This window comes from Pseudomonas sp. stari2 (assembly GCF_040760005.1).
Lineage (GTDB): Bacteria > Pseudomonadota > Gammaproteobacteria > Pseudomonadales > Pseudomonadaceae > Aquipseudomonas.
Genome location: NZ_CP099760.1, coordinates 771,563 through 785,514 on the forward strand (window position 1 = coordinate 771,563; position 13,952 = coordinate 785,514).

The 13,952-nt window shown below is 62.1% G+C and carries 11 protein-coding genes; 7 read left to right on the forward strand and 4 right to left on the reverse strand.

Annotated elements, in window-relative coordinates; all coding sequences use genetic code 11:
* Positions 1-22 precede the first annotated feature (22 nt).
* The 5 genes from parE (at position 23) to NH234_RS03435 (ending at position 6,653) form a co-directional block, all read left to right on the forward strand.
* Complete coding sequence (parE, locus tag NH234_RS03415; protein WP_085711139.1) at positions 23-1,930, forward strand: DNA topoisomerase IV subunit B; 1,908 nt, start codon at positions 23-25, stop codon at positions 1,928-1,930.
* On the forward strand, positions 1,930-2,919 hold the full coding sequence (locus NH234_RS03420; protein WP_367255633.1) for an esterase-like activity of phytase family protein: 990 nt from the start codon (positions 1,930-1,932) through the stop codon (positions 2,917-2,919). The genes parE and NH234_RS03420 overlap by 1 nt, the downstream gene beginning before the upstream one ends.
* A complete protein-coding gene (locus NH234_RS03425) occupies positions 2,916-3,440 on the forward strand; it encodes a TIGR02281 family clan AA aspartic protease (protein ID WP_085732648.1) in 525 nt (174 codons plus the stop codon). Before NH234_RS03420 ends, NH234_RS03425 begins: the two co-directional genes overlap by 4 nt.
* A gap of 7 nt (positions 3,441-3,447) precedes the next feature.
* On the forward strand, positions 3,448-5,712 hold the full coding sequence (gene parC / locus NH234_RS03430; RefSeq protein ID WP_367255634.1) for a DNA topoisomerase IV subunit A: 2,265 nt from the start codon (positions 3,448-3,450) through the stop codon (positions 5,710-5,712).
* 230 nt (positions 5,713-5,942) lie between these two features.
* Entirely contained in the window at positions 5,943-6,653 is a 711-nt protein-coding gene (locus tag NH234_RS03435) for a membrane integrity-associated transporter subunit PqiC (RefSeq protein ID WP_085685228.1), read from the forward strand.
* A 237-nt stretch (positions 6,654-6,890) separates the two neighbouring features.
* On the opposite strand, the gene NH234_RS03440 is transcribed toward NH234_RS03435, so the two are convergent.
* A complete protein-coding gene (locus NH234_RS03440; RefSeq protein ID WP_085732650.1) occupies positions 6,891-8,405 on the reverse strand; it encodes an AhpA/YtjB family protein in 1,515 nt (504 codons plus the stop codon).
* Positions 8,406-8,539: 134 nt separating this feature from the next.
* On the opposite strand from NH234_RS03440, the gene serB reads away from it, so the two are divergent.
* Entirely contained in the window at positions 8,540-9,754 is a 1,215-nt protein-coding gene (gene serB, locus NH234_RS03445) for a phosphoserine phosphatase SerB (protein ID WP_367255635.1), read from the forward strand.
* Positions 9,755-9,794: 40 nt separating this feature from the next.
* Here the strand turns inward: serB and NH234_RS03450 are convergent, their stop codons facing one another.
* Positions 9,795-11,549, reverse strand: coding sequence for a molecular chaperone (locus NH234_RS03450; RefSeq protein ID WP_367255636.1), 1,755 nt, complete (start codon positions 11,547-11,549; stop codon positions 9,795-9,797).
* Between the two features lie 221 nt (positions 11,550-11,770).
* Between NH234_RS03450 and NH234_RS03455 the strand changes: the two genes are divergently transcribed.
* Positions 11,771-12,172 (forward strand): lectin OAA, encoded by a 402-nt coding sequence (locus NH234_RS03455; protein ID WP_085732653.1) that lies wholly within the window; start codon positions 11,771-11,773, stop codon positions 12,170-12,172.
* Positions 12,173-12,232: 60 nt separating this feature from the next.
* On the opposite strand, the gene asd is transcribed toward NH234_RS03455, so the two are convergent.
* Together asd and rhdA are read right to left on the reverse strand one after the other, a co-directional pair.
* A complete protein-coding gene (gene asd / locus NH234_RS03460) occupies positions 12,233-13,093 on the reverse strand; it encodes an archaetidylserine decarboxylase (protein WP_065258758.1) in 861 nt (286 codons plus the stop codon).
* 18 nt (positions 13,094-13,111) lie between these two features.
* On the reverse strand, positions 13,112-13,927 hold the full coding sequence (gene rhdA / locus NH234_RS03465) for a thiosulfate sulfurtransferase (RefSeq protein WP_085732654.1): 816 nt from the start codon (positions 13,925-13,927) through the stop codon (positions 13,112-13,114).
* Positions 13,928-13,952 lie beyond the last annotated feature (25 nt).

Below are 13,952 nucleotides of genomic sequence, written 5' to 3' on the forward strand. Positions count from 1 at the left end.
CGAACACTGACGACGAGACCTTATGGCCACTCCCAGCGCTAGCTCCTATAACGCCGACGCCATCGAAGTCCTCTCGGGCCTCGACCCGGTGCGCAAACGCCCCGGCATGTACACCGACACCAGTCGGCCGAACCACCTCGCCCAGGAAGTCATCGACAACAGCGTCGACGAAGCCCTGGCCGGCCACGCCAAGTCAATCCAGGTCATCCTCCACGCCGACCACTCGCTGGAAGTCTGCGACGACGGTCGTGGCATGCCGGTCGACATCCACCCGGAAGAGGGTGTGTCGGGCGTTGAGCTCATCCTCACCAAGCTCCATGCGGGCGGCAAGTTTTCCAACAAGAACTACCAGTTCTCCGGCGGTCTGCACGGGGTGGGTATTTCCGTGGTCAACGCCTTGTCGACCCAGGTGCGGGTGCGGGTCAAGCGTGACGGCAACGAATACGAGATGACCTTCGCCGACGGCTTCAAAGCCACCGATCTGCAAGTGATCGGCACCGTCGGCAAGCGCAATACCGGGACCAGCGTGTACTTTGCGCCGGACCCGAAATACTTCGATTCGCCAAAATTCTCCATCAGCCGCCTTAAACACGTGCTCAAGGCCAAGGCCGTGCTGTGCCCGGGGCTGCTGATCAGTTTCGAAGACAAAGGCACCGGCGAAAAAGTCGAGTGGCATTACGAAGATGGCCTGCGCTCCTACCTGGTAGACGCGGTCAGTGAATTCGAGCGTCTGCCGGACGCGCCGTTCTGCGGCAACCTGGCCGGGACCAAGGAAGCGGTCGAATGGGCCCTGCTTTGGCTGCCGGAAGGCGGCACCTCGGTCACCGAAAGCTACGTCAACCTGATCCCGACGGAGCAGGGCGGCACCCACGTCAACGGTCTGCGTCAGGGCTTGCTCGACGCGATGCGTGAATTCTGCGAATTCCGCAGCCTGTTACCGCGCGGCGTGAAGCTGGCGCCGGAAGACGTCTGGGAACGCATCGCCTTCGTGCTGTCGATGAAGATGCAGGAACCGCAATTCTCCGGCCAGACCAAGGAGCGTCTGTCGTCCCGTGAAGCGGCGGCGTTTGTTTCCGGCGTGGTCAAGGATGCGTTCAGCCTGTGGCTCAATGCCAACCCGGAAACCGGTCTGGCGTTGGCGGAGCTGGCAATCAGCAACGCTGGCCGTCGCCTGAAGGCCAGCAAGAAAGTCGAGCGCAAGCGCATCACCCAGGGGCCGGCGTTGCCTGGCAAACTGGCGGATTGCGCCGGGCAGGACCCGATGCGTTCCGAGCTGTTCCTGGTGGAAGGTGATTCCGCCGGCGGTTCGGCCAAGCAGGCGCGGGACAAGGAATTCCAAGCGATCCTGCCGTTGCGCGGCAAGATCCTCAACACCTGGGAAGTCGACGGCAGCGAAGTGCTGGCCAGCCAGGAAGTGCACAACATCGCGGTAGCCATCGGTGTCGATCCCGGCGCCGAGGACATGAGCCAGCTGCGCTACGGCAAGATCTGCATCCTCGCCGACGCCGACTCCGACGGACTGCACATTGCCACCTTACTTTGCGCCTTGTTCGTCCAGCATTTCCGCCCGCTGGTGGATGCCGGTCACGTCTACGTGGCGATGCCGCCGCTGTACCGCATCGACCTGGGCAAAGAGATCTACTACGCCCTCGATGAAGCCGAGCGCGACGGGATCCTCGACCGTCTGGTGGCCGAGAAGAAACGTGGCAAACCGCAGGTCACCCGATTCAAAGGCCTGGGTGAAATGAACCCGCCACAGCTGCGTGAAACCACCATGGACCCGAACACCCGACGCCTGGTGCAACTGACCCTCGGCGAAGACTTCGCCCAGACCTCGGAAATGATGGACATGCTGCTGGCGAAGAAACGCGCCGGCGACCGCAAGTCCTGGCTCGAATCCAAAGGCAACCTTGCCGAGGTGCTGGCCTGATGCGGTTTGGCTGGGCCTTGGCGGGTGCGTTGCTGCTGGGCTCGATGACGGTGTCGGCCGAGCCCGTGCAGGAACTGCGCGTGCTCTCCGAGCATCCGGTCGAAGGCATGCGCGGCGGCAATCTCTCGGGGCTGGCAATGTGCGGCAACGACCTGTGGTCCGTTTCGGATCGTGACGATGATCAGATCTATCGTCTCGATACCCGCGATCCCGTCTGGCAGGCAACTGCGGTGCGCATCGATCCGCCGCCAGTCCCCGACAGTGGTTTGCCGTGGGGCATCAAGTCGCGGACCTGGGCGGCGTCGTTCGTTCGTGGCGGTGATCTGGATTTCGAAGGGATCACCTGCGACAGCACCGGCAATCGCTACATTGTCAGCGAAGGCCATGCAGCCGTATTGCAAGTTCCACCGCAGGGGCCGTCATCGTGGCTGAAGATTTCGCCGATGATGGTCCGCGAGGCGCGGGCCAGCGGCATGCTGCTGCAATTCAATGCGATCTTCGAAGGCCTGGCGATCAATCCGGCAGGCGATCAGATGTGGTTGGCCGCCGAACGGCAAAACCGTGGCTTGTTGCTGATCAAGCGCCAACAGACGGTGTGGGATTGTGACGGTCGTTGCGTGCTGCTGAGTGAAGGCGGGATGGAAATGCAGCCGCCGCAGTTTCCCAAGGCCAGGCCGGTCAATCGGGATTTTTCCGACCTGTCATTGTTCAACGGCAAGCTGTTCACCCTTGAGCGCAACGCCTACCAGATCTGCCGCCGCGATCCGCAGACGGCCAAGGTCGAGCGCTGCTGGTCGTATGCCGATGAACTGTTGCAGGGCAACCGTCGCTACGCCCAGAACTTCGGGCTCGAAGAGGCGTTGGTGATTGATGCCGACGGTGCCTGGATCGGCGTCGACAACAACTTCGGCCCTCGTGCCGATGGTGAAGTCCGCCCGATCGTCTGGCGTTTCGCCGCCCCCGAGGGTGGCTGGAGTGCCAAGCCTTGAGCCAGCAGCCACCGGGCAAACGCGCCGGGCGGGTGTTGATGATTCTGGCCTGGTGCGCGGCGCTGTTTCTGGCCACGCGGTTTTTCGGCCAGTGGGAAGACCGCCAGCGCAATCCCAACGTGGTGGTCAGTTCGGAGCAGGTGGGCGGCGTGATCGAAGTGAAACTGGCGGGTAACGCCCAGGGGCATTTCGTCGCCAGCGGACGGATCAACGGCCGGCCGGTGGAGTTCATGCTCGACACCGGTGCGACCGATGTGGCAATCCCGGCCGAGGTCGCGAAAGACCTGAGGCTGGAAGAGGGTTTCGGTGTGACCCTGAGCACGGCCAATGGCCTGAGCCAGGGCTATCGTACCCGTATCGACCGCCTGCAATTGGGCGACATCGTGTTGCGGGACGTCCGCGCACTGGTGGCGCCCGGTCTGCATGGCGATCAGGTGCTGCTCGGCATGAGCGCCCTGAACAAACTTGAATTTACCCAGCGCGGTGGCACCATGCTGCTGCGCCAGACAACGAACCGATGAGGCCCGCATGAGCGACTCCCTTGATCTCAGCCTGGACGGTGTAGAACGCCGGTCGCTGGCTGACTTCACCGAAAATGCCTACCTCAATTACTCCATGTACGTGATCATGGACCGTGCCCTGCCGCATATCGGCGACGGTCTGAAACCGGTACAGCGGCGTATCGTCTACGCCATGAGCGAATTGGGGCTGGACGCCGATTCCAAGCACAAGAAGTCGGCGCGTACCGTCGGCGACGTGCTCGGCAAGTTCCACCCCCACGGCGACTCGGCGTGCTACGAAGCGATGGTGCTGATGGCCCAGCCGTTCAGCTATCGCTACACGCTGGTGGACGGCCAGGGTAACTGGGGTGCGCCGGATGATCCGAAATCCTTCGCCGCCATGCGATACACCGAAGCGCGGCTGTCGCGTTACTCCGAAGTGCTGCTCAGCGAACTGGGCCAGGGCACCGCAGACTGGGGCCCGAACTTCGACGGCACTCTGCAGGAACCGTTGGTTCTCCCTGCGCGCCTTCCGAACATCCTGCTCAACGGCACCACCGGTATCGCCGTGGGCATGGCCACCGACGTGCCTCCGCACAACCTGCGCGAAGTCGCCACCGCCTGCGTGCGCCTGCTCGATGAGCCGAAAGCCAAGGTCGAACAGCTCTGCGAACACATTCAGGGCCCGGATTACCCGACCGAAGCGGAAATCATCACCCCGCGCGCCGACCTGCTGAAAATGTACGAAACCGGCAAGGGCTCGGTGCGCATGCGCGCCGTGTACCACGTCGAGGACGGCGACATCATCGTCACCGCGCTGCCGCACCAGGTCTCCGGGGCCAAGGTGCTGGAGCAGATCGCCGCGCTGATGCAGGCCAAACCGTCGAAAGCGCCGCAGATCGCCGACCTGCGTGACGAATCTGACCACGAAAACCCGTGCCGCATCGTGATCATCCCGGTCAACAGCCGCGTCGATCATGAAGCGCTGATGCAGCACCTGTTCGCCAGCACCGAGCTGGAGTCGACCTACCGGGTCAACGTCAACATCATCGGTCTGGACGGCAAGCCGCAGCTGAAAAACCTCCGGGCGCTGCTGGTGGAGTGGCTGGAATTCCGCGTGCTGACCGTGCGTCGCCGCCTGCAATTCCGCCTCGACAAGGTCGAGCGTCGTCTGCACCTGTTGGATGGTTTGCTGATCGCTTACCTCAACCTGGATGAAGTGATCCACATCATCCGTACCGAGGATCAGCCGAAAGCCAAACTGATCGAGCGCTTCGCCCTCAGCGAGATCCAGGCCGATTACATCCTCGACACCCGTCTGCGTCAGTTGGCGCGACTGGAAGAGATGAAGCTGCGCGACGAACAGGACGAACTGCTCAAGGAACAAGCCAAGCTGCAAGCGCTGCTGAGCAGTGAAGCCAGGTTGAAGAAGCTGGTTCGCAGCGAGCTGTTGAAAGACGCCGAAACCTACGGCGATGACCGTCGGTCGCCAATCGTCGAACGCGCTGAAGCCAAGGCTCTGACCGAACACGATCTGCTGCCGAACGAAAAAGTGACTGTAGTGCTGTCGGAAAAAGGCTGGATTCGTTCGGCCAAAGGCCACGAGATCGACGCCACCGGCCTGTCGTACAAGGCCGGCGACGGCTTCAAGACTTCGGCGGCGGGGCGTTCCAACCAGTCAGCCGTGGTCATCGACTCCACCGGTCGCAGTTACTCGGTCGCCGCGCACACGTTGCCGTCGGCACGGGGCCAGGGCGAGCCGTTGACCGGTCGTCTGACGCCGCCGCCTGGCGCCACGTTCGAATGCGTGCTGATGCCGGAAGACGATGCGCTGTACGTTATCGCCTCTGACGCCGGCTACGGTTTTGTGGTCAAGGGTGAAGACCTGCAAGCCAAGAACAAGGCCGGCAAGGCCCTGTTGAGCCTCCCGAACAACGCCAAGGTGATCGCGCCGCGCCCAGTGGCCGACCGTGAGCAGAACTGGCTGGCTTCGGTGACGACCGAGGGTCGCCTGCTGATCTTCAAAATCAGCGATCTGCCACAATTAGGGAAGGGCAAAGGCAACAAGATCATCGGCATTTCCGGTGAACGAGTGGCCAGTCGCGAAGAATATGTCACGGACATCGCCGTTCTTCCGGAAGGCGCCACGCTGGTGCTGCAGGCCGGAAAACGTACCTTGTCGCTGAAAGCCGACGACCTCGAACACTACAAGGGTGAACGTGGTCGCCGTGGCAATAAACTGCCACGGGGCTTCCAGCGAGTGGATGCGCTGCTCGTTGAAAACCTCAATTAAGCGGCCAGGAAACGTTCGCACTCTTTTCTCCTTCGGGGAAAATGACTGAGAACGGCTCTCTAGAGCGCCCGATCTACGATTTAACCCGTAGATCGGCGCTTTGGCGCTGGAGTCGGAACGCATATTCACGGATGATATGGCCTTTCCAAGCGCCGGCGTGGCCGAGCGTTCTTCATATTTTTGAGTATTTTCACTGTGGTCAGCCTTGTGGCGGCCACCTGGACGGGATGATGACTTCTCTGCGCCCCCTTATTTTCCTGCTCGCCGGCGTTCTTGGCCTGGCGGGTTGCAGCGTTCACCAGCCGGTGTCGCTGTATCAGCTGGACAGCGGAAGTCCGGCTCAGCCTGCGCAAAGCGCGGGCATGGCAGTTTTACTTGGCCCTGTGATCGTTGCTGATTACCTGCAACGTGAAACCCTGTTGCAGCGTCAGCCGGACGGCAGCCTGCAGGCAGCGGTCGATGGCCGCTGGGCTGGCAGCCTTTCGTCGGATATCGATCAATTGCTGCTGCGTCAGGTTGCCGGTCATCTGGACAGTCAACGCGTAGTGCTGGCACCAGCCACCGCCGGGTTCACCCCGGATGTGCAGGTGCTGTTGACCATCACGCGTCTGGACTCCGGTGCCAAGCAACCGGCGATTCTCGACGCGCAGTGGCGCCTGATCGACCGTCGTGGTCAGGTGCGGGACAACCGCATCGTTCATCTGCAAGAACTGCACAGTGGCGGCACGGCTTCGCAGGTTCAGGCCCAGGGTATCCTGTTGCAGCGCCTGGCCGAGCAACTGTCGGTCGCGCTCAAACCATTGGCCAACCAGCCACCGGTTGCCGAAGCACCGCGCAAACCGGCACCGAAACCGGCCGCGCCGGCGGCGGAAGCCGAGAAGCAGCCGAAGATCCCGATGGCTTCGCCGATTCGTACCGATATGGAAGTGTTCCGCTTCTGAGGCTGGAACGAGTCAGGACAGAGCCCGCCTGGTGCGGGCTTTGTCGTTTCTGGGCGTTGGTAAAACATGCATTGGTGCCGGATTCGAAAAGCCCCTCACCCCAGCCCTTCCGAAACGTCGGACCGCCCGCAGGGTGAGGGGCTGTTTGAAGACGGGTGATATCTCAATAGCACCACGCACAAAAAAGCCCGCAGACAATCACTCATCTGCGGGCTTCTTTACATCGAGGGCAAGGCCTCAGGCCCGGCGCTCATGCATCCGCGCCAGCTGCCGCTCAAGCATCGACGGATAAGGCTCCATCAACCGCTCCACGCAGCAGGCGCCTTCAGGACTGGCAATCGGCCGGATCCGCGCACGCTGGCGAATCAGCGCGTCATCCCCGATCTTGCGTTCCACCAGCAGCAGGTTGCGGCTGTGTTGCGACAGAGCCAGGGCGTCCTGGGCGGAGTCGGTCAGCAGCAGGTCGATCTGGCTCAGGCCGAACAGCTCGTCGCCGAGGGTCAGGCCCAGCTGCAGTTGCAGGGTGATGCCGCTGTCGGCGACTTCTATCTGCAACTGGTGCCCGAGCGCTCGCAGCAGCTCGCCACAGCAGATGGCGTTGGTCAGGTAGTCGTCACCGCTATCTTCGGTGTGGAACAGCATCAGCGTGCTGCCGTCGTTCAGGGTTTCGATTTCACCCTGATACAGCGAAGCCGCCTGCTCCAGGCAGTCGCGATAGCGCTCCTGCAACTCTTCCAGACGTGCCCGTGGCAAGCGGCGCAGTTGTTCTTGCGAACCCAGCTGCACTGCCAGCACCGCCGAGTGTTGCGGCACGCTCGGGGTTGGCTTGCGAACGGCAGGTTGCGCGGCTCCGTTCAGCGATTCGTCACGCAGATCGGCAAACGGGTCTTCGTCATCGTCGTCTTCAACGGTGCTGACCACATGGCGCGGTGCAGGCTTCTGCGCGGCCATGGGGCGGCTCTCGTCAAAGCTCGGGTCACGCAGGTTGCGCACTTCGAATTCCGGCTCGATGTCGTCATCCTCGAACTCGGGTTCCGGCTCAGGCTCGGGAATGGTCGGCTCGGGAGCGTAACTGGCGTGCAGTTGACGGGCCAGGTCGCCGATCTCGTCCTGACGCTCGATCCCCGGCGTGTATTCGTCGATCCGGCGCAGCCACACGCGCAATTGCAGCAACGGCGTGGAGATGTGCCGGCCCAGACGCAGGCTCAGGGCCAGAGACAGCGCCAGCAGGATCGCACTCAGAATGCCCATGCTCTGCAGGCTGATGGTCATCGGCTGCTGGAACTGGTCCATGTCCAGGCTGATGCGCAGTTGCCCGGCAGTCACGTCCTGGAAGGTGATCTTGCTCTCGTACATGCCCTCGGCTTCGCCCAGCAGGCTGTGCTTGGGCCGCTGACCGGACTCGGCGAGGATGCGGTTGTCCACGCTGTAGATGGCGGCGTGGGCCACCAGCTTGTTCTTGGTCAGGTTGTTGAGCAGCACGTTGAGGCTGAGGATGTCGTTGGACACCAGCAGCTCGGTCGCGGAGGTGGCGGTCTGCGTGGTCAGGCTTTCGCCCAGCGCATCGGCCTGCTCGTGCATGGCCTGCTTGAACTGCAAGCCCATCACGCAGGCATAGATCACCAGGGCCAGGGCGACCAGGATCACGTTATGGCTGGCGATTCGCAATGCAATCGGTACACGGCGGTGGCGCAGTGCACGGAAGATCAGCAGGAAGAAGTTATCGGTTTTAACTGGCGTGGGCCGGTTCACTGAGCTCGGCTCTTTTGTCCGTGAAGTTGACGCGCAGTATAGCGACAGGCCCTAGACCGGCAAAGCGCTGGCGGTGCCCGATGGTCACTGAAAGTGGGTAGAATGCGGTTTTTTTCCAGTTGCGGGGGTGCGCGTTGCGCGAAATCGTCCTGATTAACATCACGGGAGTCGACCGTCCCGGTCTGACGGCGGCCATTACCGGTGTTCTGGCACAGGGTGGTGTAAACATCCTCGATATCGGTCAGGCCGTGATCCACGACATGCTGTCGTTCGGCATCCTCGTGGAAATCCCCGACTCCGAGCAAGGCAAGTCGGTGCTCAAGGACATCCTGTTCAAGGGCTATGAGCTCGACCAGCAGGTGCGCTTCACGCCGGTATCCGAAGACGATTACCAGCAATGGGTGGGCAATCAGGGCAAAAAACGCCACATCGTTACCCTGCTGACCCGCAAAGTCACCGCCGGCCAGTTGCAGGCCGTGAGTTCGATCACCGCCAAATATGGCTTGAACATCGACCATATCGACCGCTTGTCGGGTCGCATGCCGCTGGACACGCCGGCGGACAAGGGCAAGGGTTGCATCGAGTTCTCCGTGCGCGGCGAAGCGGCCGACCCGCAGGCCTTGCGCGCCGAGTTTCTCAGCGTTGCCCAGGAGCTGAACGTCGACATCGCGTTCCAGGAAGATTCGCTGTTCCGTCGCAACCGTCGCCTGGCGGTGTTCGACATGGACTCGACCCTGATCGAAGCCGAAGTTATCGACGAGTTGGCCAAGGCCGCCGGTGTGGGCGACCAGGTGTCGGAAATCACCGAGCGGGCGATGGCCGGCGAGCTGGATTTCCGCGCAAGCTTCAAGGAGCGTCTGGCGCTGCTCAAGGGGCTGGATGTCAGCGTGCTGGAGTCGATCGGCGCTTCCCTGCGCCTGACTGAAGGCGCCGAAACCCTGTTCGCCGAACTCAAGCGTCTGGGCTACAAGACCGCCATCCTGTCCGGCGGCTTCACTTATTTCGCCAAGCAATTGCAGGCCAAACTCGGCATCGACTATGTATTCGCCAACGAGCTGGAAGTGGTCGACGGCAAATGCACCGGTGTGGCGATCGAGCCGATCGTCGATGCCCAGCGCAAGGCCGATCTGCTGAAGCAACTGGCTGAAAAAGAAGGTTTGCGCCTGGAACAGACCATTGCCGTGGGCGACGGCGCCAACGACCTGCCGATGCTGGCGATTGCCGGTCTGGGTGTGGCGTTCCGCGCCAAGCCGCTGGTCAAACAGTCGGCGAAACAGGCGATCTCGACCCTCGGTCTGGATGGCGTGCTGTACCTGCTGGGCTTCCGGGACCGCGACGGGCAGCTCTGAACCCTTGCACAGGATCGCAGCCTTGGGCTGCGATCCTTGTTCAAAGGGATTTCCACAATGAGTCGAAATCCTCCTCGCTCCCGCCATTCTGCGCGGTCTCCAATGAGCGGTAAGCGAACTGATTGAAACTGTGTGTGCTCGCCACCCGCCGATCCAGCCCGGCGCGGTGTTCTTCGCCCAGGGTGTTGATCATGACTTTGCTGCCTTCCTGAAACGGCAGCCGTGGCGCCAATAGCGTTGCGGGCAAGTCAATGGCGCTGATTTCCGGCAACAGCAAACCTCGCAGGTAATGGCTGTGATCGTCCCGGGTGCGCACCAGTTGCAGGCCGCAGGGCTGGGCGTGTGGCGCTACCAGCTCGATACCCATTTGTGTCCCGGCACCGCGCATCTGACGGATCCAGCGCACCACGGCAATGCTCCAGCCCTGATTCGTGGTGTCCTGGATGCCGACCATTTCCCCGGTCTGCAATTCGGCAGGCACCTCTTTTGGCCACGCCAGGCAGTAACCGCCAGGACTGTGATTGATGACCGGCAAGGCATAGGTCGGGTAATGCGGCGGGCTGTCAGCGTCGCCTTCGTCGTCGGCCAACGGTTCGTAGCGGATTTCCTCATAGGGCAGCAATTCGTCGGTTTTGCTCTGCGGAGCGGCATCGAAGGCCTGGCTCCAGCTGTCCTTTTCACCTTGAACCACCGCTTGGCTGAAGTTTGCGGCGCGTGTACCGGGATGCTTGAGCAGTTCGCTGAAGGTGCGTTCGCCACCCAGATAGAAGTGCAGGGCGCTCATGCCCACACATACGGTCAGGTTGCCCTGGCCGACGGTGCGCTGGAAGCTACGCTCGGCGGCCTCGCCCCAGGTGGCGTGCAGGTGTTGCAGGGTGTCGAGTGTCAGGCCGGCCGGCACCGGCAGCGGCGTCGAAGTGTCCTTGTGCAGCAGGTGAGCCTCGATGGCATTCACCAGCGGTTGCGGATCGAAGCCGAGCAGGCCGGGCTGTTGTTCGCTGCGAAATTTGCTGCGATAGCGCGGACCGGCGTCGATCTCCGCAGAAATCGCGAACAGCCCTTCACCCGAGGCACCGGGATGCAGTTTCAGCCAGGCGCTCCAGGGTTCAAGCACCTGCGCGAGTTGGGCGATCGGATTCTGCCGCAGCTGATTGCAGCGGGCGCTGCCCAGCAACAGGGCGGCGATATAGGTCTGTTCGACGCTGAGTTCGCCGGCGAGGCTGGCCAGATCGTCACGGACCCGACGGTGTTGCAACTGCAAGTCGCAGGCACAGCGAAATAACTGGTGCAACTCAAACCACAACTGTTCCGGCGCCGGGCTGTACAGCTGCGTGGCGCGCACCAGTTGGCCTTTCAGTGCGTGGGTGGCGCGTTGCAGCGCCTCGCTCAGCAGGGCGGCCCGGTCTTTTGAGTATTTGGGGGCGATCCGCAGAACGATCTGTTTGTAACCGATGGCCAGTTGGCTTTGCAGCGCTTGGCACAGGTTGCTGATCTTGCGTGAGCGCTCGTCGAGCATGATCGCCTGATGCAGAAAGTGTCGCTCAAGGTGCTGGCAGACGAAGTACACCTCGGGCCGCAGCAACTCCAGTAGGTGTAGACGGTTGTCGCTGGGCGTCAGCAATTGGTTGAGTTCGCCGAGGCCCTGATAGAGCTGGCGTGCGGTTTCTCCGATGTTGGCTTTCGGCAGGCCGGCAATCCAGCGCTTGAGATCGCGCGGGGTCGCTTCACAGAAAGACAGGCGCAACTGCGTTGGCGTTGGCGCGCTCAGTCGGGGTTGGAATCGAGGCTCACTCATGCCGTGACCAGCTCCGGCGGCGAATAGGGCAATGCCAAAACTCTAGCAGTTGTGGTCCGTTTCGCAGGCGCTTGTCGTGCTTTTTTACCGTTGGTCTGCTGGCCTGGTGCCATTTCGGCAGGCGCTACTAGGCTCTCTGGCGTGCGATCGGAAACGCACGGTTGCATGGCTTGCCGCCAACGTCGGGCAGGTCTCTGAAAAACTTCAAGGAGATGAGGTTCATGTCTAAATACGCAGTGGCAAACCAATGGGGCGGTAGTTCGGCACCTTGGCATCCGGGTGGAACCTGGGTTCTGGGCGCGCGGGACAACCAGAAAGTCGTCGCCATCGACATCAAGTCCGGCGATGGCGGCAAAAGCTTCACCGGCACCATGACCTACGCCGGCGAAGGTCCTATTGGCTTCAAGGCTCAGCGCACTGGCCAGAACCAGTACAACGTCGAGAACCAGTGGGGTGGCAACGATGCCCCATGGCATCCGGGTGGCAAATGGGTGATCGGCGGTCGGGATAACCAGAACGTTATCGCGTTGAATGTCACCTCGAGTGACGGCGGGAAAAACCTCAGCGGCACCAACACCTACGCCAACGAAGGGCCGATCGGCTTCCGTGGACAGATAGAGTAACGGCGCCGTTCAGGTCGTGTCCGCCCCTTCGCAGACGTGCGCAGGGGCGGATCAGCAGGTTCAGGCGTTCGACAGTGCCAGGGCCTGACCCATCTGTACCGGCGAGCCGGCCTTCAGTTCTTCAACCCATTTCACCTGATCCGGTCCGAATAGCACGATCGCGGTCGAACCCAGCTTGAAGCGCCCCAGTTCCGCACCTTTTTCCAGATGAATCGGTGCACGGGCGGCTTCGTCGTAGCGGAAGGTTTTCAGCTCACGCTTCGGCGGCGTCACCAGCCCGGCCCACACGGTTTCAATCGAAGCCACGATCATCGCGCCCACCAGCACCACGGCCATCGGCCCGCGCTCGGTGTCGAAGATGCACGCCACACGCTCGTTGCGGGCGAACAGCTCAGGGACGTTTTCAGCGGTGGTCTGGTTGACCGAGAAAATCCGGCCCGGGATGTAAACCATCTCGCGCAGAGTGCCGGCCAGCGGCATGTGCACGCGGTGGTAGTCCTTCGGCGACAGGTAAACGGTGGCGAACTCGCCGCCCATGAACGGCGCGGCATTGGCTGCATCGCCGCCCAGCAGTTCCAGCACGCTGAAGCTGTGGCCCTTGGCCTGGAAGATGCGGCCGTGCTCGATCGGGCCGAGCTGGCTGATCGCACCGTCGGCCGGGCTGAGGATCGCGCCCGGGGTCTGATCCAGAGGGCGTGCGCCGTCTTTCAGCGCACGGGTGAAGAAGGCGTTGAAGTGCTCGTAAGCGGTGACATCTTCAACCAGCGCCTGGGACATGTCGACCTGATAACGCTTGGCGAACCAGGTGGTGAAGGCATTCTTGAACCAGCGCACACGGCACTCGGCAATGCAGCCGGCCAGGCGCGACAGCAAGTGATGCGGCAGCAGGTATTGGCTGATGATAAACAAACGCTCTTTCATGACTGTCCTTAAAAATCCTTAAAGCTCGACGGGGGTGTCGGGGTGGTTGCCCCATTCGCCCCAGGAACCGGCGTAGCCCTTGACCCGCGGATAACCGAGAGCCTTGGCCACCAGATAAGTGAAACCGGACCGGTGATGGGTCTGGCAGTGAGTGATGATTTCTTTGTCCTTGGTGATCCCGAGGTTTTCGAGGATCTGCGGCATGTCGGTACGGATGCGCAGCTGGCGCGCCTGATCCATGCCTGCCGTCCATTCGAAGTTGACTGCGCCGGGGATGTGTCCACCCTTGGCCGCCAGCACTTTCTCGCCGGAGTATTCCAGCGGTCCGCGAGCATCCCAGATGGCCAGATCAGCAGCACCGAGGCGGCTTTGCAGGTATTCGCGGGTGGCGGTCGGTTCATCGTGCAGGGTCAGGGACACCGGGCCGCCGACCGCAGGAGGGACCTGGATCGACATCGGCGAACCTTCCGCCAGCCACGCCGGCAGGCCGCCGTCGAGGTAGTGGTACTTGTCGTGACCGATTACGTCGAGCAGCCAGATGAAGCGTCCGGCCCAGCCGCCGCCTTCGTCGTCATAGACCACGTAGACCGCGTCCTTGTTGTGGCCCAGTTCACCGAACAGCTCTTCGAGTTTTTCCTTTGTCGGCAGCAGGCCCGGGGCCGGTGCCTGGCCCAGCTGGGTGCGCTTCGGATCGACGAAGCGTGCGCCGGGAATGTGACCCTCGGCATAGCGGGCGGCACTGGTCAGATCCACCAGAATCAGATTGCGGGCATCGAGGCGCGGGAGCAGGTCGCTCGGCTCGATCACCAGCGCCAGGCCAGAGAAGTCAGACATGTGAGGTCTCCAGAGCACAAAGGGG